The 22,195-nt window shown below is 72.4% G+C and carries 21 protein-coding genes and 1 tRNA gene; 13 read left to right on the top strand and 9 right to left on the bottom strand.

Going from position 1 to position 22,195, the window contains the following annotated elements:
- Positions 1 to 84 precede the first annotated feature (84 nt).
- Both ACFQGU_RS02615 and ACFQGU_RS02620 read left to right on the top strand, forming a co-directional pair.
- Complete coding sequence (locus ACFQGU_RS02615) at positions 85 to 1,560, top strand: HNH endonuclease signature motif containing protein (RefSeq protein ID WP_386763791.1); 1,476 nt, start codon at positions 85 to 87, stop codon at positions 1,558 to 1,560.
- 243 nt (positions 1,561 to 1,803) lie between these two features.
- Positions 1,804 to 3,015: a serine hydrolase domain-containing protein gene (locus ACFQGU_RS02620; protein ID WP_386763792.1), complete on the top strand. Its 1,212-nt coding sequence runs from the start codon at positions 1,804 to 1,806 to the stop codon at positions 3,013 to 3,015.
- Between the two features lie 226 nt (positions 3,016 to 3,241).
- Here ACFQGU_RS02620 and ACFQGU_RS02625 read toward each other — a convergent pair whose 3' ends face one another.
- From ACFQGU_RS02625 to ACFQGU_RS02640, 4 genes are all read right to left on the bottom strand, one after another.
- Positions 3,242 to 3,475 (bottom strand): hypothetical protein, encoded by a 234-nt coding sequence (locus ACFQGU_RS02625; RefSeq protein WP_386763793.1) that lies wholly within the window; start codon positions 3,473 to 3,475, stop codon positions 3,242 to 3,244.
- A 100-nt stretch (positions 3,476 to 3,575) separates the two neighbouring features.
- Entirely contained in the window at positions 3,576 to 3,752 is a 177-nt protein-coding gene (locus tag ACFQGU_RS02630; RefSeq protein ID WP_386763794.1) for a hypothetical protein, read from the bottom strand.
- The gene (locus ACFQGU_RS02635; protein ID WP_386763795.1) at positions 3,749 to 3,925 is read right to left on the bottom strand and encodes a hypothetical protein; all 177 of its coding nucleotides are present in this window, start codon (positions 3,923 to 3,925) and stop codon (positions 3,749 to 3,751) included. Before ACFQGU_RS02635 ends, ACFQGU_RS02630 begins: the two co-directional genes overlap by 4 nt.
- Positions 3,926 to 4,085: 160 nt before the next feature.
- The gene (locus ACFQGU_RS02640; RefSeq protein WP_386763796.1) at positions 4,086 to 5,726 is read right to left on the bottom strand and encodes a dolichyl-phosphate-mannose--protein mannosyltransferase; all 1,641 of its coding nucleotides are present in this window, start codon (positions 5,724 to 5,726) and stop codon (positions 4,086 to 4,088) included.
- A 28-nt stretch (positions 5,727 to 5,754) separates the two neighbouring features.
- Here ACFQGU_RS02640 and rsmI point away from each other — a divergent pair, with 28 nt between their 5' ends.
- The 7 genes from rsmI to ACFQGU_RS02675 all read left to right on the top strand — a co-directional run bounded on the left by rsmI (position 5,755) and on the right by ACFQGU_RS02675 (position 14,098).
- On the top strand, positions 5,755 to 6,663 hold the full coding sequence (gene rsmI / locus ACFQGU_RS02645; RefSeq protein WP_386763797.1) for a 16S rRNA (cytidine(1402)-2'-O)-methyltransferase: 909 nt from the start codon (positions 5,755 to 5,757) through the stop codon (positions 6,661 to 6,663).
- A 9-nt stretch (positions 6,664 to 6,672) separates the two neighbouring features.
- Positions 6,673 to 8,274, top strand: a complete 1,602-nt coding sequence (metG, locus tag ACFQGU_RS02650) for a methionine--tRNA ligase (RefSeq protein WP_386763798.1) — start codon at positions 6,673 to 6,675, stop codon at positions 8,272 to 8,274.
- A gap of 17 nt (positions 8,275 to 8,291) precedes the next feature.
- Positions 8,292 to 9,200, top strand: coding sequence for a TatD family hydrolase (locus tag ACFQGU_RS02655; protein ID WP_386763799.1), 909 nt, complete (start codon positions 8,292 to 8,294; stop codon positions 9,198 to 9,200).
- Positions 9,194 to 10,060, top strand: coding sequence for a 16S rRNA (adenine(1518)-N(6)/adenine(1519)-N(6))-dimethyltransferase RsmA (rsmA, locus tag ACFQGU_RS02660; RefSeq protein WP_386763800.1), 867 nt, complete (start codon positions 9,194 to 9,196; stop codon positions 10,058 to 10,060). The genes ACFQGU_RS02655 and rsmA overlap by 7 nt, the downstream gene beginning before the upstream one ends.
- Positions 10,061 to 10,145: 85 nt before the next feature.
- Positions 10,146 to 11,069, top strand: a complete 924-nt coding sequence (locus tag ACFQGU_RS02665) for a 4-(cytidine 5'-diphospho)-2-C-methyl-D-erythritol kinase (RefSeq protein ID WP_386763801.1) — start codon at positions 10,146 to 10,148, stop codon at positions 11,067 to 11,069.
- A complete protein-coding gene (locus ACFQGU_RS02670; protein WP_386763802.1) occupies positions 11,069 to 12,970 on the top strand; it encodes an ABC-F family ATP-binding cassette domain-containing protein in 1,902 nt (633 codons plus the stop codon). The genes ACFQGU_RS02665 and ACFQGU_RS02670 overlap by 1 nt, the downstream gene beginning before the upstream one ends.
- A gap of 9 nt (positions 12,971 to 12,979) precedes the next feature.
- Positions 12,980 to 14,098 (top strand): flavin-containing monooxygenase, encoded by a 1,119-nt coding sequence (locus tag ACFQGU_RS02675; RefSeq protein ID WP_386763803.1) that lies wholly within the window; start codon positions 12,980 to 12,982, stop codon positions 14,096 to 14,098.
- A gap of 56 nt (positions 14,099 to 14,154) precedes the next feature.
- Here ACFQGU_RS02675 and ACFQGU_RS02680 read toward each other — a convergent pair whose 3' ends face one another.
- The 4 genes from ACFQGU_RS02680 to ACFQGU_RS02695 all read right to left on the bottom strand — a co-directional run bounded on the left by ACFQGU_RS02680 (position 14,155) and on the right by ACFQGU_RS02695 (position 16,550).
- Positions 14,155 to 14,703: a hypothetical protein gene (locus ACFQGU_RS02680; RefSeq protein WP_386763804.1), complete on the bottom strand. Its 549-nt coding sequence runs from the start codon at positions 14,701 to 14,703 to the stop codon at positions 14,155 to 14,157.
- A 166-nt stretch (positions 14,704 to 14,869) separates the two neighbouring features.
- Positions 14,870 to 15,388: a MarR family winged helix-turn-helix transcriptional regulator gene (locus ACFQGU_RS02685; RefSeq protein WP_386763805.1), complete on the bottom strand. Its 519-nt coding sequence runs from the start codon at positions 15,386 to 15,388 to the stop codon at positions 14,870 to 14,872.
- Positions 15,389 to 15,433: 45 nt separating this feature from the next.
- Positions 15,434 to 15,940: a GNAT family N-acetyltransferase gene (locus tag ACFQGU_RS02690; protein ID WP_386763951.1), complete on the bottom strand. Its 507-nt coding sequence runs from the start codon at positions 15,938 to 15,940 to the stop codon at positions 15,434 to 15,436.
- A gap of 1 nt (position 15,941) precedes the next feature.
- Positions 15,942 to 16,550: a TetR/AcrR family transcriptional regulator gene (locus ACFQGU_RS02695; RefSeq protein ID WP_386763952.1), complete on the bottom strand. Its 609-nt coding sequence runs from the start codon at positions 16,548 to 16,550 to the stop codon at positions 15,942 to 15,944.
- Positions 16,551 to 16,732: 182 nt separating this feature from the next.
- On the opposite strand from ACFQGU_RS02695, the gene ACFQGU_RS02700 reads away from it, so the two are divergent.
- The 3 genes from ACFQGU_RS02700 (at position 16,733) to ACFQGU_RS02710 (ending at position 19,431) form a co-directional block, all read left to right on the top strand.
- Positions 16,733 to 16,809 (top strand) — tRNA-Gln (locus tag ACFQGU_RS02700).
- Positions 16,810 to 16,951: 142 nt separating this feature from the next.
- Entirely contained in the window at positions 16,952 to 18,454 is a 1,503-nt protein-coding gene (gene glmU / locus ACFQGU_RS02705; protein ID WP_386763806.1) for a bifunctional UDP-N-acetylglucosamine diphosphorylase/glucosamine-1-phosphate N-acetyltransferase GlmU, read from the top strand.
- Positions 18,451 to 19,431, top strand: a complete 981-nt coding sequence (locus tag ACFQGU_RS02710; RefSeq protein WP_386763807.1) for a ribose-phosphate diphosphokinase — start codon at positions 18,451 to 18,453, stop codon at positions 19,429 to 19,431. Before glmU ends, ACFQGU_RS02710 begins: the two co-directional genes overlap by 4 nt.
- A 19-nt stretch (positions 19,432 to 19,450) precedes the next feature.
- Here the strand turns inward: ACFQGU_RS02710 and ACFQGU_RS02715 are convergent, their stop codons facing one another.
- Positions 19,451 to 20,173, bottom strand: a complete 723-nt coding sequence (locus ACFQGU_RS02715) for a PIG-L deacetylase family protein (RefSeq protein WP_386763808.1) — start codon at positions 20,171 to 20,173, stop codon at positions 19,451 to 19,453.
- 159 nt (positions 20,174 to 20,332) lie between these two features.
- Here ACFQGU_RS02715 and ACFQGU_RS02720 point away from each other — a divergent pair, with 159 nt between their 5' ends.
- The gene (locus ACFQGU_RS02720) at positions 20,333 to 22,192 is read left to right on the top strand and encodes a hypothetical protein (protein WP_386763809.1); all 1,860 of its coding nucleotides are present in this window, start codon (positions 20,333 to 20,335) and stop codon (positions 22,190 to 22,192) included.
- The last annotated feature ends 3 nt before the right edge of the window (positions 22,193 to 22,195 follow it).

Genomic DNA, 22,195 nt, shown 5'->3' on the forward strand with positions numbered 1-22,195 from the left:
TGCGGCTGGAATCGGTTGTGGTTGCTGTGGATATCGCCTGTCGGTGGTCGGTGCATTGTCGGAGGTGGTGGCCATGATGGGGTCATGTCCCAGGCCACCTTCGTCGATCCGGCGGTGGAGTTCGCGCGCCTGGTCGCGGGTGCGCGGGGTCTGCTGAGCGAGGCGTCGGCGCTGGCCGGTTCGGGTGCGGTCGCGGGTGTCGGTCTGGCGGGTCTGCCGGAGCTGACGGCGGAGCTGTTCTCGGTCCGCGACGCCGCCCACGCCCTGGGGACCGTCGCGGTGGACCGCCTGGACGCCTCAGGGGTTCTCGCGGCACAGGGGTTCGGGTCGACGACGGCGTTCCTGACCCAGCGCACCGGCATGGCAGCGGGCAAGGCCGGCAGCGTCGTCTCCGGCGCCCGCACGCTGCGGTCCTATGCCGCGACGCGGGTCGCGCTGGTCGCGGGCCGGGTCACCCCGGACCTGGCCGCTGCCCTGGTGCGCGGGTCGGAGGCGGCGATCGCGGACAAGACCGACCAGGACCGGGTGCCGTGGCGGGCGTTCTGCGAGGACTACCTCCTCCCCATCGCGGAGCAGGGCTCGGTCGAGGAGGTCGCGGGCGCTGCCGCGGTGCTCAAGGAGATCCTCGATCCCGAGTCCGCGGCCCGGCGCAAGGAGGAGTCGATGGCGGGCCAGTTCCTCACCGTGACGCAGGTCGGGGACCAGTTCGTGATCAAGGGCGCCCTCACCCTGGAGGACGGCGCGGCGCTCAAGGTGCTGCTGGACCGGATGCGCGACGCGAAGTACCGGTCGGGATCCCTGACCCCGGACGAGCAGCCCACCGGCGACGCGGCCACAGATGAGCGGCGGCGGCGGATCGCGGCCGCGCATCAGGACGCCCTGTCGTTGAACCACCTCGTGCAGCTGTGGCTGACCAACGGCATGGTCGGCCGCGCCCACGGGGTCCGCCCGCACGTCACCATCACCACGTCGGTCGACGACCTCGACGCGGGGTTCCCGGGCGAGATGACCGTCCCCGGGATGTCGTCCCCGGTGCTGGTCAACGCCGAGATGGTGAAGCGGATGCTGTGCGACGCGTCGGTGACCGAGATCGGCGTCATCGGGTCCGTCCCCGACCGGCACGCGCACCACCACGACGGCGTCCCCTGCCACGGACCCGCCCACCACGGACGACACGGCCACGTCCACGGCGTCTCAGGCTGCGAGCTGCACCCCGGCTCCGCGCGGTTGCTGCGCCGCCGCCACCACGTCTGGGACGAGGGCCGCCGGTACCGCACCGTCCCGCCGAGGCTGCGCCGGGCGCTGGACCTGCGGGACCGGCACTGCTCGTTCCCCGGCTGCCGGATCGCGGTCGGGTGGTGCGAGGCCCACCACATCACCGAGTGGGAGCACGGCGGCGCCACCGACCTCGACAACCTCACGTTGTTGTGCGCGAAGCATCACCACTCGGTGCACGAGGGCGGCTGGACCATCGTGAAGAACCCCGGCATCGACCCGGGATGCCCGGCCTGGCTCACCGTCGACCCACCCGACCCCAGCCCACCACGAACCCAGCCCTGAAGAAGGGCCGGCACGCGAGATCCACCAGCACCACCCCGAGACCGCACCACCCGGCAGGGAGCGGTCCCTGTGGCATGTCCGGGCACGGGTGGCAACGCGAGAAGGAACCGGCATCAGGACGAGCCTTCGGATCGGCGGGACACCGTCGATCCCACGGCTGGAAACTGGATGTGCGGTGCGGCGGGAGACAGGGCCGGCACCCAGTTGACTCTGGTCACCGCCCCCGTTGACGGGAGGCGCACCATGCGCAGGTTCATCGCCATCCTGGCCGCGGCGGCCACCTTCGTGCTGACGCTCGCCAGCTGTGGTGGCTCCGACGGCTCGACCTCGGGCAGCTCGAGTCCCGCCGTGTCGAACTCACCGACAACGACCTCGAGCCCGTCCTGGCCCAAGCCGACGAACGCAGCCCTGCCCAAGGCCATGGTCGACCAGTTGCAGGCCCAGCTCACCAGCTACATCGCCGAGAAGAAGCTCGTCGGCGTGACCGCCTCCGTCGTAACCCGCGACGGCATGTGGGCTGGAGCCGCTGGAGTCGACGGTGCCGGGAAGACCCTCAGCCCGGACTCCGCGATGGTCATCGCCAGCACCACGAAGACGTTCACCGCCGCCGAGATCCTTCTCCTCTCCGCGCAGGGGAAGATCAACCTCGACGCCCCCGTGACCGACTACGTGTCTCTGCCGTTCGACGCCCAGGGCGCCACCGTCCGCCAACTGGCCACGATGACCAGCGGCTTCCCGGACCTCCCCGAAGCGACCATTCGCCCGAAGGTGAGTGCTGATCTGACGAAGGAGTGGAAGTGCACCGATGTCGTCGCGCTCGTGGACCCCAAGGCGGCACGCAAGGGCTCGCTGGGCGGGGCGGCCGCCTACAACGGTCTGAACTACTACGTCCTCGGCATGGTGATCGAGAAGGTCACGAGCAAGCCGCTCGCGGATGCCATCCGCACGGACCTGCTCGTGCCTGCCGGCGTGACTCGGGTCTGGACCCAGACCGGTGACAAGCCCGAGAAGCCGTCGGCACCGCTGGCGATGCCGGTCGATGACACGACGAACCCCGTCGTCGATGCCACCAGCGGATACCTGCCGTCCGCTGCCGCGGCGACCAGCAGCTGCGCGGGAGCCGGGATGGCCGCGGACGCACCGAGCCTGGCGCGTTGGGGATACCTGCTCTATGGCGGGTACGTCATCGACAACAGCCTCGTGAAGACCATGACCACTCCGAACCCCATGGGCGGAGACAACAGCTACGGCTTCGGAACGATGATCGACAGCGACAACGGCGACCCGCTGTGGGGCCACGCCGGCAACTACACCCAGTACACGTCGATCTTGCTGGTCTGGCCCAAGACCTCGACAGTGGTCTCGGTGCTCGTCCCCATGACGGGCGGAACGGACAACGACGTCAGGGGCGACCTCGCCTTCCAGCTCAAGCAGACAGCGACGGCATCCAACTGACGCGACAGCGGGCACAGCCCCGGTCCTGCCCTGCGCATGTCCCCGATGGGCGAGGCGTCGAGAGCAGGCCGCTGGTGGAGGGGCACACACAGGTTTCCTGCGCATGTGCAGGCCGGGTGTGCGCGATATGCCGCTATCGCTCGCTTCACGTGAGCCGACCCGGCGCCAGCGCGTGCCTGGGCAAGGGTGACGAGGTCAAGGGCGAGTTGCTCAGGCTGACCTGGGATCAGGTGCATGCCTGGCGCAGGGACGACGTGATGAACCTCGCTGCGGCCGCCGTCCTGTGGAAGCGGACGCCTTGCAGGACGAACGGGCGGTCGCCGTGAACGCGGCCGCCGACGAGGTCGTGTTCGCGATGATGATCACGCTCGATGAGCCTGGCGACCCGGAGGGGGATCCTGGGGGTGATGGGTGCGAGCTTGTGGACCCCGCGACTGGATGACCGATCGACGGCCTGCACGAAGGGCTCCTGAGGGCTGACCCCACCGGTAACGAGGGCAGCGACCTCTTCGCCTGAGGCGTGGCGCACCCGAGCCGCTGTCGTCGTCAGCCCGTCACGGCTATTCAGCGACCCTCCGGTGGCTGAACGCGAAGTCCCTCACGCCGCTGTGCTCGCCGATGCCCATCGCCGTGACGCCGCGCTCGAGCAGCAGCGCTCGAGCTGCTTCCAGGTCATCGGTCTGCAGCGCGATGGACGGGGTGGCCAGATCGAGGCCGTACGGGTTGTCGGCCATCATCTCGAGCGGGACACGCTCGAGGCGAAGGGCTGGTCGGCGAAGCCGACCTGGACGATGGAGAAGTCGTCGACCTCGGTGCGCGCCTTCTCCACCAGCCCGAACTGTTCGACCCGGAACCGGCGGCAGACCTCCGCGTCGGTGACATCGAGAACGACGTAGCGGACGCGCAACACGTCGATACCTTCGTCGGCCCTCTGGGGACCTACACCACCTGGGTCGTGAGCCGGCCGGACCAGGTCACGGTAGCGATCTGCCGCCTGCTCGGCCTCTGACCATGGCCGACTCGGTAGTGGTAAGTCGGCCTCTGCCGCGAGATACCACTACCGAATCGGGCTAGACCCAGGTGTCGAACCACATCCGCAGGTGCCAGGCGTCGTACGGCATGATCTGCGCGCTCCAGATCGGGTAGAAGAACCACGCCGCTGCCACCGCCAGCAGGACGACCGACCCGACGACGCTCGCACCGATGGTGCGACGACGCGGCTCGGCGTCGGCGGGGCCGAGGATCGTGCCGAGGGTCATCGCGAGGGCGATGCACACGAACGGCGCCATCACGACGCTGTAGAACGTGAAGATCGTGCGGCCCTGGAAGCCCAGCCACGGCGCCCAGGCGGCGAGCAGCGCGAGCACGACGTAGCCCGAGCGCCAGTCGCGACGGGCGGCCCAGCGCCAGGCCTGGTGCACGAGGGCGGCCGCGCCCGCCCACCAGATGATCGGGTTGCCGAGCGCGAGCACCTCGGCGGCGCACTTGTCGGCCCCGCACGTGCCGGCCGGGATGTCGGGCGTGCCCTCGTAGAAGAAGCTGGTCGGCCGGGTCTGCAGCAGCCAGCTCCACGCGTTGCTCTGGTACGAGTGCGGCGACGACAGTCCCTGATGGAAGCTCAGCGCCTGGCCGTGGTAGTACCAGAGCGACCTGGCCCAGTCGGGCAGGAGGGCCCAGACGCCGGACGCCGGGTTCTTCGACGCCCAGTCGCGGTAGAACCCGTCGTCGCTGAGGATCCAGCCGGTCCACGACACGACGTACACCACGACGACGGTGCCGACGATCGCGACGAAGGCGCGCAGCCCGTCGAGGAACGCGCCGATCACGGCGTCGCCGGCGTTGGTGCCCACGAGGCGACGGGTGCCGTACTCCCACGCCACCGTGCAGAGCCCGAACGCGACCACGAACCAGACGCCCGACCACTTGGTGGCGCACGCCATGCCGAGCGCGAAGCCCGCGGCCCAGCGCCACGGGCGCCAGCCGCTGCTCGGGCCGTAGCCCTGACGCAGGGACATGATCGCGTCGTGGTCGTCGGCGAACGCGCGGACGCGGTCCGCGAGGCGTCTGCGCGTTCGTTCGCGGTCCATGAGGATGCAGCCGAATGCGACGACGACCCAGAACGCGAGGGTGTTGTCGAGCAGTGCCGTGCGCGACAGCGCGATCGACATCCCGTCGATCGCGACGAAGAGCCCGGCGGCGGCGGCGATGAGGGTGGAACGGGTGAGCCGCCGCGTGATGCGGACGACGAGCAGCACAAGCAGCGTGCCGAGCAGCGCCATCATGAAGCGCCAGCCGAACGGCGTGAGCCCGAACGCGTACTCGCCGATCGCGATCGTCCACTTGCCGACCGGCGGGTGCACGACGTACGCCGCGCTGTCCTTGAAGACGTCGATCGTGCGCCAGTTGCCGTCGCTGGCGAGGATCAGGTCGTTCGCGTCGTCGACGAACTGCCGCTCGGTGCCGTAGCGCAGCAGCGAGAGCGCGTCCTTCATGTAGTACGTCTCGTCGAACACCACGGCGTGCGGACGGCCGAGGTCCCAGAAGCGCAGGACGCCGGCGAGTGCGGTGATCGCGAGCGTGACCCACCAGGACGTCGCGCGGTCGGCCGGCATCGCGGGGGAGAGGCGGTCGGCGAGGGGCGACAGCCGCTGGTCGCCCGAGGGCGGGGGCCCCGGTGCCGGGGCGCGCTCCGCCTCGATGGTCGCCGTCACCCCGACAGCATAAGGAGGTGGCAGGCTGATGCTCGTGGACGCTGCCCCGAACGACACCGGATCCTCCGGCGACGGCACGGCGTCCTCCGGTCTCCTCGTGCTGGCTGCCACGCCCATCGGACGCGCGGACGACGCCTCCGGTCGCCTCCGTGACCTGATCGCAACCGCCGACGTGGTCGCGGCCGAGGACACCCGGCGCCTGCGGCGCCTCGCCGACGACCTGGGCGTGACGATCGGCGGCCGGGTCGTGTCGTACTACGACGCCGTCGAGCGGCAGCGGCTGCCCGAGCTCGTCGCCGCCCTCGAGGGCGGCCGGACCGTGCTGCTCGTGACCGACGCGGGGATGCCCAGCGTGAGCGATCCGGGCTACCGGCTCGTGGCCGCGGCGGTCGAGGCCGGGATCCGTGTGACCGCCGCCCCCGGGCCCAGCGCGGTCCTGACGGCGCTCGCGCTCTCCGGCCTGCCCGTGGACCGGTTCGCGTTCGAGGGCTTCCTGCCGCGCAAGGCGGGGGAGCGCAGGCGCGCGCTCGCGGCGGTGGCCGCCGACCCCCGAACGCTGGTCTTCTTCGAGGCGCCGCACCGCGTGGGCGAGGCGCTTGCGGCCATGGCCGAGGTGATCGGGGACGACCGCCCGGCGGCGGTGTGCCGCGAGCTCACCAAGACCTACGAGGAGGTACGCCGGGGCACGCTCGGCGAGCTCACCGCCTGGGCCGCCGACGGGCTGCGCGGCGAGATCACGATCGTGGTCCAGGGCGCCGCGCCGGGCACCGTGCCGGCTGCGCCCGGCGCGGACGGTGCGGATCCCCGCAAGGCGGCGCTCGCGGCCGTGGCAGCGGCGTACGGCCTCGACCGCGGCGCCGTCTACGACGCCGTCGTCGCCGCCAAGAAGGCCGCGGCGGCCGGATCCGGGGGGATGGGGCTGCCGCCGCGCAACTAGGATCGTCGGGTGCCCGGAACCGAGAAGGCGTTCTACCTGACCACGCCGATCTACTACGTCAACGACGCGCCCCACATCGGGCACGCCTACACGACGACCGCGGGCGACGTCCTGACCCGCTGGCACCGCCAGCGCGGCGAGAAGGTCTGGTTCCTCACCGGCGTCGACGAGCACGGCCAGAAGGTCATGCGCACCGCCGAGGCCAACGGCGTCGCCCCGCAGGAGTGGGCCGACCGACTCGTCGAGAGCGCCTGGCTGCCCGTGCTCGAGACGATCGACGCCGTCAACGACGACTTCATCCGCACGACCTCCACCCGGCACACCGAGCGCGTCCAGAAGTTCCTGCAGGGCCTGAAGGACAAGGGCGAGATCTACGAGGGCTCGTACGACGGCCCCTACTGCGTCGGTTGCGAGGAGTTCAAGCTGCCGGGCGACCTGCTCGACGGCGAGGGCGAGTACGCCGGCCAGAAGGTGTGCCCGATCCACGGCAAGCCGGTCGAGACCGTCAGCGAGACCAACTGGTTCTTCCGGCTCTCGGCGTACGGCGACGCGCTGCTCGCGCACTACGAGGCCAACCCGCTCGCGGTGCAGCCGCAGTCGGCGCACAACGAGGTCACGTCGTTCCTGCGCGGCGGGCTCACCGACCTGTCGATCTCGCGCTCGACCTTCGACTGGGGCATCCCGGTGCCGTGGGACCCGAGCCAGGTCGTCTACGTGTGGTTCGACGCCCTGCTCAACTACGCCACCGCCGTCGGCCTCGGCGACGAGCCGGGCACCCCGGGCGCCGAGCAGTTCGCCGCCACCTGGCCGGCCGACGTGCATCTCGTGGGCAAGGACATCCTGCGGTTCCACGCCGTCATCTGGCCGGCGATGCTGATGGCCGCGGGCCTGGCGCTGCCGGGCCAGGTGTTCGCGCACGGCTGGCTGCTCGTCGGCGGCGAGAAGATGAGCAAGAGCAAGCTCACCGGCATCGCGCCGAGCCAGATCGTCGACCACTTCGGCTCGGACGCTTTCCGCTACTACTTCCTGCGCGCGATCCAGTTCGGCAGCGACGGCTCGTTCTCGTGGGAGGACATGAGCGCCCGCTACACGTCCGAGCTCGCGAACGGCCTGGGCAACCTCGCCTCGCGCGCCCCCGCGATGGTGGCGAAGTACCGCGACGGCCTGCTGCCCGAGCCGACGGCGTACGGCGAGGCCGAGGAGACGCTGCAGGCGCTGCTCGTCGCGACCGTCGCGACCGCCGACGAGTGCATGCTGCGCCTGGACTTCGCGGGCGGCCTCGGCGCGATGAAGTCGTTCGTCGACGCGGTGAACCTCTACGTGACCGAGCAGGCGCCGTGGGCGCTCGCCAAGGACCCGGCCAACGACGAGCGGCTCTCGACCGTGCTCTACACGATCTGCGAGTCGCTGCGGGCGATCGCGGTGCTGCACCACGCCGTGATGCCGAAGGCCACGGCGTCGCTGTGGGAGCAGATCGGCGCGGAGGCCTCCCTCGGCCCGATCGGCGCGCAGGTCGTGACCGACGCCGGCCGCTGGGGGCAGCTGCCCGTCGGCACCACGATCACCAAGGGCGCGATCCTGTTCCCGCGCCTGGAGGAGACCGCCGACTGAGGTCGGCGCTCCTCGCCATGGCTGCCACAGACGAGCCTGTCCGCCAGCGCGCGGCGCAGCAGGAGACCGGGCACTCGCGCGACCTCGAGCGTCCGCCGCTCCCCGAGCCGCTGCGCACGCCGGTGATCGACACGCACTGCCACATCGACATCCACGACGGCGACGCCGGGGCCGAGTGGCTCGGCGTCGGCGAGGCTCTGGCCCGAGCGGCGTCGGTCGGCGTCACGCGCGTGGTGCAGGTGGGCTGCGACCTGCCGAGCGCGCGCTGGTCCGTCGTCGCCGCCCACGAGCACGAGCACCTCGTCGCCACCGTCGCCCTGCACCCCAACGAGGCGCCGCGGATCGAGGCGGCGTCCGGTAGGGCGGCGCTCGAGGAGGGCTGGGCCGAGATCGAGTCGCTCGCCGCCGATCCGCGCGTGCGGGCGGTGGGGGAGACCGGTCTCGACTTCTTCCGCACGGGCGAGGAGGGCCGTGCCACGCAGGAGGAGTCGTTCCGCCGGCACATCGACCTCGCCAAGCGGCTCGGCAAACCGGTCGTGATCCACGACCGCGACGCGCACGACGACGTGATCCGCGTGCTCGAGTCCGAGGGCGCCCCTGAGCACGTCGTCTTCCACTGCTACTCGGGCGACGCCGAGATGGCGCGCTACTGCACCGAGCGCGGGTGGTTCCTGTCGTTCGCGGGCACCGTGACGTTCAAGAACGCCAAGGTCCTGCGCGAGGCCGCCGCGGTGGCACCGCTCGCGAACCTGCTGGTGGAGACGGACGCGCCGTACCTCACGCCGACGCCGTACCGCGGCCGTCCGAACGCCTCCTACCTCGTGCCGCACACGGTGCGCGCGATGGCCGAGGCCGGCGGTCACGACGAGGACGTGCTCGCCCAGGCGCTGTGGGACAACGCCCAGCGGGTGTTCGGCCCGTGGTGACGCCCGACGGCCACGACGGCCTGCTCGGCGCGACGGAGATCCGGCTGCTCGCCGACCGGCTCGGGGTGAGGCCGACGAAGCAGAAGGGCCAGAACTTCGTCATCGACGGCAACACCGTGCGGCGCATCGTGCGCACGGCGGAGGTCGGCCCCGACGACGTGGTGATCGAGGTCGGCCCCGGGCTCGGGTCGCTCACGCTCGCGCTGCTGCCCGAGGTGGCGCGCGTGGTCGCGATCGAGATCGACGATGTGCTCGCCCCTGCCCTCGCCACGACCGTGGAGGCGCGCCGCCCGGACCTGCTCGACCGGCTCGAGGTCGTGCACGCCGACGCGCTGCAGGTGCGCTCGCTCGACGGCCCGGCCCCGACGGCGCTCGTCGCGAACCTGCCGTACAACGTCTCGGTGCCGGTGATCCTGCACCTGCTCGAGCACTTCCCGAGCATCCGTCGCGTGCTCGTGATGGTGCAGCTCGAGGTGGCCGACCGGCTCGCCGCCGGCCCGGGCTCGAAGGTCTACGGCGTGCCCAGCGTGAAGGCTCGCTGGTACGGCGACGTCGCGCTGGTCGGCAAGGTCGGCCGCACGGTCTTCTGGCCCGCGCCGAACGTCGACAGCGGCCTCGTCGCGATCACCCGTACATCGCCCCCGGAGACCACGGCGACCCGCGCCGAGGTGTTCGCCGTCGTCGACGCCGCCTTCGCCCAGCGCCGCAAGACCCTGCGTGCCGCGCTCGGTCAGTGGGCCGGCTCGCCCGCCGCGGCCGAGGAGATCCTGCGCGCCGCCGGTATCGACCCGAGCGAGCGCGGCGAGCAGCTCGACGTCGCCGCCTTCGCCGCCATCGCCGCCGCCCAGGGCCGCGAGTAGCTGCCCGAAGCGGGGTGATGGAGCCGCCCATCACCCCGCTTCGGGCAGTAACTCGCTTCTGCCCGCCAGCACATAGGGTCGGAGCGTGCTCGCTTCTGTGACGGTCCGCGCCCCGGCGAAGGTCAACCTCGCCCTCGGCGTCGGTCCGCTGCGCGAGGACGGCTTCCACGGGCTCGCCACGGTCTTCCACGCGGTCGGCCTGTACGACGACCTCGTCGCGACGCCGCTGCCCACGGGGTCGGGCATCCAGCTGCATGTCGCGGGCGAAGGCGCGTCCGAGGTGCCGCTCGATGGCACCAACCTCGCGTGGCGCGCGGTCGAGGCGCTCGTGCCGTACGGCGGGTCGCACGACGTCTCGCTCGCCATCCGCAAGGGGATCCCGGTGGCCGGCGGCATGGCCGGCGGAAGCGCCGATGCCGCCGCAGCCCTCGTCGCGGTCGACGCGCTCTTCGGCCTGGGCCTCGGCCGCGAGACCCTGATGGACGTGGGCGCCGAGCTCGGCAGCGACGTCCCGTTCTCGATCCACGGCGGTACGGCGGTGGGCCGCGACCGCGGCACCGAGCTGACCACCGCCATGGTCCGCGGCACCTTCCACTGGGTCTTCGTCCTCGCCGAGGAGGGCCTGTCGACGCCCGCCGTCTACCGCGAGACCGACCGGCTGCGCGCCGGTCAGCCGGTGCCCGAGCCCGAGGTGCCGGCCGAGCTGATGTCGGCGCTGCGCGCAGGCGACCCCGTCGCCCTCGGCAAGGCGCTGCGCAACGACCTGCAGACCGGCGCGGTGTCGCTGCGACCCCTGCTCGCCCAGGTGCTCTCGATCGGCGAGGAGTACGGCGCCCTCGGCGGCGTCGTCTCCGGCAGCGGACCGACCTGCGCGTTCCTGGCGCGCGACGACGAGCACGCGCTCGACCTCGCCGTCGCGTTCACGGCGTCCGGCGTCTGCCGCACGGTGCGACGGGCGGTCGGCCCGGTCGCCGGGGCGAAGGTCGTCGACCAGCGGGCAGCAGGCTGATGCCGCCGCCCACCTACGTGGCGCTCGAGGACGTCGGCAAGGCCCTCGGCACGCGCACGCTGCTCGACGGCGTCACCGTCGGCGTCACCGAGGGCGCACGCATCGGCGTCGTCGGGCGCAACGGCGGCGGCAAGACCACGCTCGTGCGCGTCCTCACCGGCCTCGAGGACGTCGACTCGGGCCGCGTGATCCGCCTCGGCAGCGTGACGATCGGCCTGCTCACCCAGGGCGACGACCTCGACCCCACCGCCACCCTGCGCGACGTCGTCGTCGGCGACCGCGCCGAGCACGAGTGGGCGGGGGACTCCCGCGTCCGCGACGTCATGGGCGGCCTGCTCGGCGGCGTGAACGCGGACGCGTACGAGGGCGGCCTGGACGCCGTCATCGGCACGATGTCCGGCGGCGAGCGCCGCCGTGCGGCCCTCGCCCGTCTGCTCATCGACGACCCCGACCTCCTCGTGCTCGACGAGCCCACCAACCACCTCGACGTCGAGGCGGTGTCGTGGCTCGCGCACCACCTCGCCCCGCGTCGTGGCGCGCTCGTCGCCGTCACGCACGACCGCTGGTTCCTCGACGAGGTGGCCACCGAGACGTGGGAGGTCGTCGACGGCGCGGTGCACCGGTACGACGGCGGATACGCGGCGTTCGTCCTCGCCCGCGCCGAGCGGTCGCGGCAGGCGGCGTCCAGCGAGGAGCGCCGGCAGAACCTGCTGCGCAAGGAGCTGGCGTGGCTGCGCCGCGGCGCACCCGCGCGCACCAGCAAGCCGAAGTTCCGCATCGACGCCGCGAACGAGCTCATCGCCGACGAGCCGCCGCCGCGCGACCGCCTGGCGCTGGAGAAGTTCGCGACCGCGCGGCTCGGCAAGCAGGTGTACGACCTCGAGGACGTCACGGTCGCACCCGCAGCGGGTGCGCCGCCGGTCGTCACCGGGCAGACCTGGCGGCTCGGCCCCGGCGACCGTATCGGGCTGCTCGGTCCCAACGGCGTCGGCAAGACCACGCTCCTGCGGCTGCTCGCGGCTGCGCACGACGGCGTGCTCGACACCGAGCACGCCCCCGACGTCCGTGCCGGCACTGTGCGCGTCGGCCTCACCGTGCAGGTCGCGACGCTCACCCAGGCGCTCGCCGAGATCGACCCGGCCGACCGCGTGCTGGAGTCGGTCGAGCGGCAGGCGCAGTACGTCGAGGTCGGCGGCCGCGACGCATCGAGCGCTGCCTGGCAGTCGCGCATGGCCGCCGGCGGTGCCGCGCGGGCGGTGACCGCCCGCAGCATGCTCGAGGGCTTCGGCTTCAGCGGCGACAAGCTCTTCACCCGCCTCGGCGACCTGTCAGGCGGCGAGCTGCGCCGCTTGCAGCTGCTGCGGCTGCTCGTGGGCGGCCCGAACGTGCTGCTGCTCGACGAGCCGACCAACGACCTGGACGTCGAGATGCTGACCGTGCTCGAGGACCTGCTCGACACCTGGCCCGGCACGCTCGTCGTCGTCAGCCACGACCGCTACTTCCTCGAGCGCACCACCGACGTCGTCTACGCGCTGCTCGGCGACGGCGCGATCCGCATGCTGCCCAACGGCGTCGACGAGTACCTCGAGCGCCGCGCACGGATCACGTCGTCCGGCGGCACGGTTGCGGCCTCCGCGACCGTCGCGGCCGACAGCGCGCCGAAGCGGTCGGCGGGCGAGGCGCGCGAGCTGCGCAAGGAGCTCACGCGCATCGAGCGCCGCACGGAGAAGCTGGGCAAGGAGGAGGACCGGCTGCACGCGCTCCTCTCCGATGCCGCGACCTCCACCGACCACGAGAAGGTGCTGGCGCTCGACGCCGAGCTGCGCGGCGTGGTGGCCGAGCGCGAGACGCTCGAGGAGCGGTGGCTCGAGATCGCCGCCGATCTCGAGCAGCAGGCCTAGCCTGTCGCGGTGCAGAACTCCACGAAGGTCCTCGTCATCGGCGGGTCGGCCGCCGGCCTCGCCACGGCCGCGTGCCTGAAGGACACGGGCGTCCCGTTCGAGGTCCTCGAGGCGACCGACGTCGTGGGCACCGCGTGGCGCCACCACTACGACCGGCTGCACCTGCACACGCCCAAGTCGGCGTCCACGCTGCCGGGCACGCCGATGCCGCGCGGCTGGCCGCGCTACCCCGCACGCGAGCAGGTGGTGGAGTACCTCGAGACGTACGCCGCGGAGCACGGGATCGAGCCGCGCTTCGGGCAGACGGTGTCGAGCATCGAGCGCGCCGGCTCCGGCTGGACCGTGACGACGCAGGACACCACGTGGCACGCCGACCACGTGGTGGTGGCGACCGGAGCCACGCGCGTGCCCGTGCGGCCGAGCTGGCCCGGCCTCGAGTCGTTCGGAGGCGCCGTCCTGCACTCGAGCGAGTACCGCAACGGCGAGCCGTGGCGCGGGGGATCGGTGCTCGTCGTCGGGTTCGGCAACTCCGCGTGCGAGCAGGCGATCGACCTCGTCGAGCACGGCGTCGCCGCGCACCTGTCGGTGCGCTCGCAGGTCAACGTGCTGCCGCGCGACCTGCTCGGCATCCCCGTCCTGAAGATGGGGATCGCGATGCGCGTGCTGCCGACCGGCCTCGCCGACGCCCTCGCCGCACCGCTCGTGCGGCTCACGGTCGGCGACATCACGAAGGTGGGCCTGAGGAAGCTGCCGTACGGCCCCAACACGCAGATCAAGAACGACAAGCACATCCCGCTGCTCGACATCGGCACGATGGACCACATCAAGGCGGGCCGCATCGCCGTGCACGGCGACATCGAGCGGTTCACGGCGTCCGGCGTCGTGTTCGACGACGGCGCCCAGGTCGACGTCGACGCCGTCGTGCTCGCGACCGGCTACCGCCCGGCCCTCGAGGACCTGCTGCCCGAGTGGCGCGCGGTCTGCGGCGACGACGGTCGACCGATCGTGAGCGGCGGCCCCACCGCGCTGCCGGGCCTGTGGTTCGTCGGCCAGTTCGTGTCGCCGTCGGGGATGCTGCGCGAGATGGGTCTCGAGGCCAAGCGCGTCGCCGCAGCCGTCGCTGGCTGAGCGGGGCAGCGCGGGGCAGCCGGACCGGTGGCCCGGCTGCCCGGAGGCGCATCGGACTACGACCTGCGGTCGGATGCGACGTAGGTGATCTCGCCCTGCGAGAAGGTCCCGCTCGTCGTCGTGGGAGGCGACTGGAGGTCCGAGCTCCGGGCCAGCAGCTGGCCCGAGCCGGTGGCGTGCAGGAACCGACCCGTGCCGCCGGTGATCGTCCAGTCGACGGTCGGGACGCTGATGAGTCCGCCGGACTCATCGACGTAGAGGTAGAACGTGCCCGACTCCGCCATGTACAGCTGGTCCCCGTTCGCCGCGATGATCACGATCGTGCCGTGGTCGAACGTGCCGGTGGTCGGGCCGGTCAGGTAGCTGCAGTGGCTGATCGTGAACTGCGAGCGGCCCAGGTTCGACAGGTACGCGGTGCCGGACGCGGTGTAGCGCCAGACTGCGCCAGCGGGGCAGCCGGTCGGTGCTTCGGGCGGGAGGTCCTGGGTCACGACGGTGCCGGTCAGCGGGCGGCTGACGGGCGGTGGGGCCGCCGATGCGGCGGGAGGTGCGAGGCTCAGCACGGCCACGGCGGCCACGGCGAGCCCGATGAGTGCGCGCTTCATAAGGATCACTTCCCCGTCGGGGGCGATCGCCACCACTGTCTGTGGGGTCGCCAACCCCCACGGGAGATCCTGCTCCGACGCCGGGCCCGATGCAGGTCGGCCGCCGACGCCCGTCCTGGGGCCCAGGCCGGGGTGGTTCTGGCGCAGGGAAGGCCCGGGGCGGCGATCAGGTGGGCGGGGTGTTCGCCGTGTCGAAGGGCAGGGTGAGGCTGCGGAGCACGGTGGCGAGGCGCTCCCGCTCGGTGACGGTGAGGGCGGCGAGGATGGCGCGCTCGTGGGCCAGCAGGTCGGTGAGGGCGTCGTCCACCCGCGTGCGACCGCCGTCGGTGAGCAGCACCCGGACGCTGCGGCCGTCGGTGGGGTCGGGCACGCGCTCGACGAGGCCCTTGGCCTCGAGCCGGTCGATGCGGTTGGTCATCGTGCCGCTCGTGACGAGGGTGACCTGCAGCAGCCGTCCGGGGGAGAGCGCGTACGGCGGCCCCTCGCGGCGCAACGCTGCCAGGACGTCGAACTCCCACGGCTCGAGGTCGTGCGTCTCGAAGGCCTGACGCCGGGCGAGGTCGAGGTGGCGGGCGAGGCGCGAGACGCGCGACAGCACCTCCAGCGGGGCGACGTCGAGGTCGGGGCGCTCGCGGCGCCAGGCCTCGACGAGCGCGTCCACCTCGTCGCGGGGGTCGGTGCTCACGGTCGGACTCTACGCCCGGTCTCTCGACGTCGAGATACCTGGGGATCAGCCAAGCGACGACCAGCGCGTCTCGCCGTCGTGCACCACGTCCGTGGGACGCAGCCCGATGCGCGCGGCGACCCGCTCCGACGCCGTGTGCCCGGGCGCGATGTGCGCGATCACCTCGACCGCGCCGGCCTCGGTCATGGCCGTCACGAGCGCCGCGGCGGCCTCGCTGGCATAGCCGTGACCCTGCCACGGCGTGCCGACCACCCAGGCGAGCTCGGCGACCACCGCGGAGGCAGACGCCGTCACCGTCGCCTGCAGGAAGCCGACGGCCGATCCGCCGGCACGCTCCCGGGCGACCCAGTTGTGCCAGGTCTCCTGCCCGTCGTCCGAGCGGCCGAGCACCTGCCGCGCATAGCGGGCCTCGAGCTGGGCCACGGTCGGAGGCTCGCCGCCGGTGACGACGTACAGGGAGGGGTCGGACAGGACGTCGACCATCTCGGCTGCATGCTCGACCCGCAGCGGCTCGAGGTCGAGCCGCTCGGTGACGAGCGCCGGCGTGCTCAGGTCAGGCCTTCTTCGTGGCCTTGAGCGTGGGCTTCTTCTCCAGGCCCGCCAGCCCGTTCCAGGCGAGGTTCACCACGTGGGCGACGACCTCCTCCTTCTTGGGCTTGCGGACGTCGAGCCACCACTGACCGGTGAGCGCGACCATGCCGACGAGCATGTTGGCGTACATCGGCGCGAGCTTGGCCGGGAAGCCCTGGCGCTCGAACTCGCGGGCGAGGCGGGCCTCGACCTGGCTGGCGACGTCGCGCAGCAGCGAGGCGAAGTTCCCCGTGCTCTGGGAGACGGGCGAGTCGCGCACGAGGATGCGGAATCCCTCGTTGTGCGTCTCGATGTAGTCGAACAGCGCCCGGCCGGCCTTCTCGAGCAGGTCGCGCGCGCCGCCGCTCGACCCGGTGAGCGAGTCGCTCACCATGCCCATGAGCGCGTTCATCTCGCGGTCGACGATGACGGCGTACAGGCCGTCCTTGCTGCCGAAGTGCTCGTAGACGACCGGCTTGGAGACGCCGGCCTTCGCGGCGATCTCCTCGATCGTGACGACCTCGAACCCCTTGGCGGCGAACAGCTTGCGACCCACGTCGATGAGCTGCTCGCGCCGCTCGCGGCCGCTCATGCGCACGCGCTCGGTGCGCTCCCGGCGTACAGGGGCGGGGTCGGCTTCGGCGGCGTCCGGCACGTTCGGGTCCACGGTCACGGCCTCATCCTGCCGCTCCGGCGGCCTGAACCGTCGACCGGACGCCGCGTCGCCCTCGCAGCACACCCTGGGAGGCGCTCTACCCTGGGCGTGCGAGACCTTCCCGGGTTGCTCTGCTGGCAGGGGCGACCGCACTTTGAATGCGGGTACGACGCAGGTTCGATTCCTGCCCCGGGAGCCCAGTGACAGGCGCGGGAACGGCGGGTGGACGGCTTCCGGCGCGGGGGTTCCGCGAGGTGGCCGGTCGGGCTCCGACCGGGTCCGGGCGCGGGGTAGGGTGATCCCGCCTCGCCCGCCACCTGGAGAGCAGTGACGCCCTCGTGAGCAGCCCACGACCGTCCGCCGTGGTCGTCCTCGCCGCTGGTGAGGGAACGCGCATGGTGTCGACGACGCCGAAGGTCCTCCACGAGATCGCCGGGCGCAGCCTCCTCGGGCACGTCCTCGCCGCCGTGGCCGGCCTCGACCCCGAGCACCTGGTCGTCGTCGTGGGCCACGGACGCGAGCGCGTCACCGAGCACCTCGCCTCGATCGCGCCGTCGGCCGTCGCCGTCGTCCAGGAGCAGCAGAACGGCACCGGGCACGCCGTCCGGGTCGCGCTGGAGGGCCTCGAGGCGACGGGCGTCGCGCTCGACGGCTCCGGCCCGGTGCTGGTCGTCGCCGGCGACACCCCCCTGCTCACGACCGCCACCCTGCAGTCCCTCGTCGACACGCACGCCGCGGCAGGTGCGTCGTCGACCGTCCTCACCGCCGTGCTCGACGACCCCACGGGCTACGGCCGCGTGCTGCGCGACGGCGACTCCGTGACCGCGATCGTCGAGCACAAGGACGCCGACGACTCCCAGCGCGCGGTGCGCGAGGTCAACAGCGGCGTGTACGCGTTCGACGCCGCAGCCCTCCGCGACGCGCTCGGCCGCCTCACGACCGACAACGTGCAGGGCGAGGAGTACCTCACCGACGTGCTCGGGCTGCACGTCGCGTCCGGGCTCGTCGTCGCGGCGGTGACGGCGGACGACGCGAACGAGACCCTCGGCGTCAACGACCGCGTGCAGCTGGCCGAGGCACGCGCCCTGCTCCGCGACCGCACCAACACCGGCTGGATGCGGGCGGGCGTCACGATCGTCGACCCCGCCACCACCTGGATCGACTCCGACGTCGTCCTCGCGCCCGACTGCGTGGTCGAGCGCAACACCGGCCTGCACGGCCGCACCACCATCGCGCGCGGCGCCGTCGTCGGCCCCGACACCACGCTCATCGACGTCGTCGTCGGCGAGGGCGCGAGCGTCCTGCGCAGCCAGGTCACGTCCGCCGACATCGGCGCGGGCGCCACGGTCGGCCCGTTCACGTTCGTCCGGCCTGGCACCGTGCTCGGCCCGAAGGCCAAGCTCGGCGCCTACGTCGAGGCCAAGAACGCCGTCATCGGCGAGGGCTCCAAGGTGCCGCACCTGTCGTACGTCGGCGATGCGGAGATCGGCGTCGGCTCCAACCTGGGCGCCGGCACGATCACGGTGAACTACGACGGCATCGACAAGCACCGCACGGTGATCGGCGACCACGTGCGCGTGGGCAGCGACTCCATGCTCATCGCGCCCGTGACGGTCGGGGACGGCGCCTACACGGCGGCCGGCTCGGTCGTCACCGACGCCGTGCCGCCGGGCGCCATGGCCGTGGCGCGCGCCCGCCAGCGCAACATCGAGGGCTGGGTCGAGCGGCGACGCCCGGGCAGCCCCGCTGCTGAGGCGGCTGCTGCCGCCAAGGCCCACCACGCTTCCGGGACGGCGACCGCCGACCCCGGTGACAGCACGCACGAGGAGCAGGCCCAGTGACCGGCATCGTCCAGACCAGCCAGAAGCGGCTCGTCCTCATCGGGGGCCGCTCGCACCCCGAGCTCTCCGAGCACGTGGCGAAGGAGCTCGGCGTCGAGCTCGTCGACACGCAGGCGTACGACTTCGCCAACGGCGAGATCTTCGTGCGCTTCGAGGAGTCGGTGCGAGGCTGCGACGCGTTCGTGCTGCAGAGCCACACCGAGCCGATCAACAAGTGGATCATGGAGCAGCTGCTCATGGTCGACGCGCTCAAGCGCGCCTCGGCCAAGCGCATCACCGTGGTCATGCCGTTCTACGGCTACGCGCGCCAGGACAAGAAGCACCGCGGCCGCGAGCCGATCTCGGCCCGCCTCATCGCCGACCTGTTCCGCACCGCGGGCGCCGACCGCCTCATGGCCGTCGACCTGCACACCGCGCAGATCCAGGGCTTCTTCGACGGCCCCGTCGACCACCTCTTCGCGCTGCCGCTGCTGGTGAAGTACGTCGCCCAGCACATCGACCGGAACGAGATCACCGTCGTGTCGCCGGATGCCGGGCGCGTGCGCGTGGCCGAGCGCTGGACCGACCTGCTCGGCGCACCGCTGGCGATCATCCACAAGCGTCGCGATCCGGACGTGCCCAACGAGGCGAAGGTCTTCGAGGTCGTCGGCGACGTCGAGGGCCGCATCTGCGTCGTCATCGACGACATGATCGACACCGGCGGCACGATCGTGAAGGCGGCCGAGCAGCTCTTCGAGAACGGTGCCAAGGACGTGATCGTCGCGGCGACGCACGCGATCCTGTCGGGTCCTGCCAAGGAGCGGTTCGAGAACAGCCGCGTGCGTCAGGTCATCGTGACCGACACGCTGCCGATCCCCGAGGAGCGCAGGTTCGACAAGCTCCTCGTGCTGCCGGTCGCGCCCCTGATCGCGCGCGCGATCCAGGAGGTCTTCACCGACGGCTCGGTCACCAGCATGTTCGAGGGCGACCGCGTCTGACCCGCTCCTAGTGCCGGCACTAGCCCGGCATCACGGAGATGAAGAACCCCTCGGCGAGGCGACCGTCGGGGAATCCGGCCTCGGCGGCGAGGCCGGCGCCCCACCCGCGCACGAAGCCCTCGAGGTCGGGCATGTGGGCGGTCTGCGACTCGTGCGCGCGCAGCGCCTCGATCTTGCGCGCGAAGGTGTCCGTGACGTCGACGTAGTGCGTCCGCGTCGGGTGGCCCATCACCCAGACCTCCTGCACCGACCAGGCGTCGAGGCCCTCGTCGTCGAGCAGCGACGGGTGCGCGAACGGGTTGCGCGCGTCCGGGTAGACGGCCTGGATCGCGGCCTCGCCCGCGGCCATGTGGTCGGGGTGCGACGCCGGGATCCGCTCCCAGTTCCGCTCCGGGGTCTGGATGAGCATGCGCTGCGGACGAACCTGCCGGATGACACGTGAGATGTCGCGGCGCAGGCCGTGCGTGACCGTCAGCTCGCCGTCGCGGTAGCCGAGGAACCGGACGTCGGTCACGCCCGTGGCGGCCGCGGCAGCCACCTGCTCGGCGCGGCGGATCCGCGGGATCTCCGAGCGGGGGACGGCCGGGTCGAAGCCGCCGGCGTCGCCGTCGGTGATGACGCAGTAGGTGACCTCGACCCCCGCATCCACCCAGCCGGCGATCGTGCCGGAGGCGCCGAAGTCGACGTCGTCCGGGTGGGCGGTGACGACCAGGACGCGGGACACCTCGGTGTCGTCGAGCACGGTTCCTCCTCGTGGGGGCCGTCGCCCGGCGGCCCCGGCGTCCGGCTTCCGGGGACAACGCCCCGAGCAGCCCGTGCGATTCCGCCGTACGGGTCAACTGCCCGGTCATCGTAGGCGGCAGGACGAAAGTCGCCCGCCGGGGTGGCCGATGACCTCGGTATGAGGACTCGATCTGCCGCCGCGCGCCCGCGTGCGGCCCGGGCGGCGGTCGGCGCTGCCGTGGCGGGCCTCGTCCTCGCGCTCGCCCCCGCCGGTCTCGCGCCCAGCTCCGCCGCCGTCGTGACGCCCGCGGCCGCGCCGAGGCCCGCGACCCCCGTCTTCACCTCCGCCATCGACACGACCGCGGACTACCAGGAGCAGAGCATCTGCTCGCCCACGGCCAAGCCGGGTGCCACCAAGCTGAAGGCGCTGCTGCAGGCCACCTACGGCAGCTACACGGTCGGCATCCCGCGGGACTGCGGCCAGGGCGGGATCAGCGAGCACAAGGAGGGGCGCGCCCTCGACTGGATGGTGAATGCGCGCAACAGCGTCCAGAAGGCGAAGGCCACTGCCTTCCTCACCTGGCTGCTCGCCACCGACAAGTACGGCAACGAGGCCGCGATGGCCCGCCGGCTCGGCGTGATGTACATCGGCTGGAACAACCAGATGTGGCGCGGCTACGACATCGGCCGCGGCTGGGACGAGCTCCGGGGCTGCTACGCGGCCAGCAAGGCCGGGACGGCGTACGACAATGAGTGCCACCGCAGCCACGTGCACATCTCGCTGACGTGGGAGGGCGCCATGGCGCTCACCTCGTTCTGGAGCGGCACGCCCGTCAACGAGACCTGCCGGTCGGGCTGGGGCCCTGAGCCGGGCGCGCCGGTCGCCGGCGGCGACCTCGTGCCGGTCACCCCGGTGCGGGTGCTCGACACTCGGACGGGCACCGGTCTCGACTCGCCGTGCCGCCTCGGCGCCCCGCGCTGGTCCGGCGACACCCGCAGCCTCGTGCTCGACGTCGCCGGTGCCGGAGGCGTGCCGGACACCGGCGTCGCCACCGTGGCGCTGCGCGTGACCGCCTGGGGCTCGAGCGCGCCCCTGCCCACCCTCCGCGTCCGCGCCACCTCGGCGCACTCGCCGGTCCCCGCCGTGACCGCGCTGAGCACCGGCTCGTTCAGCTCCACCGTCGTCGTCCCCGTCGCAGCCGACGGCACGGTGCGGCTCTCGCTCGACCGCGGCACGACCGAGGCCCGGGTCGAGGTCGTGGCGTGGGCCCCGCCGCTCTCGCCCACCGTCGCCGGGGCGACGGCCGCTGCCGTGTCGGCCAGCGGACCGACCCGACTCGTCAGCCCGACGACGGTCGTGGACGGCACCCAGGCGCCGCTCGAGCCGGGGGAGACGCGCACGATCGACCTCTCCGGCCTCGGCGGGGTGCCCGGCAGCGACCTGCGCGGCCTGGCGGTCACGGTGGTCACGGCGAAGTCGGGGTCCTCCGGCGTCGTGAACGTGTACAGCCCCGCCTCGTCGTACGTCGTGGGCCAGGTGCGGGTGTCGACCGCGCTGCAGCGATCCGCGCCGATGATCGTTCCGACGACCGACGGGCGCCTCGTGCTCAAGAACGCGTCGGCCTCGCCCGTGGCGGTCTCGGTGAAGCTCCAGGGGTGGTTCGCCTCGGCGTCCACCACCGGTGGTGCCCGCACCCGGATGCTGGCCCAGCCGATCACCGTCGTCGACTCGGCGCAGGACCTCGGGATCACCGGTGCGCTGCCCGCGGGCGTCTCGCGCGTCGTCAAGGTCGTCGGGAAGGCGGGGGTGCCGGTCGGCGCCCGGGCCGTCCTGCTGTCCGTGACCGCCACCGGCGGGGCGGCGTCCGGCACCCTCACGGTCTCCGGCTCGGGCTCGGTCCCTGCCGTCGCGTTCACCGCCGGCCGGGCCTCGCACGAGCTCGTCCTGATGCCGCTCACGAGCACCGGGAACGTGTCGTTCCTGACCTACGCGTCGGGCACCCACGTCCGCGCGGTCGTGGTGGGCTGGGCCTCCTGACCG

Source organism: Longivirga aurantiaca, from assembly GCF_042660085.1.
In the GTDB taxonomy this organism is placed as follows: domain Bacteria; phylum Actinomycetota; class Actinomycetes; order S36-B12; family CAIYMF01; genus Longivirga; species Longivirga aurantiaca.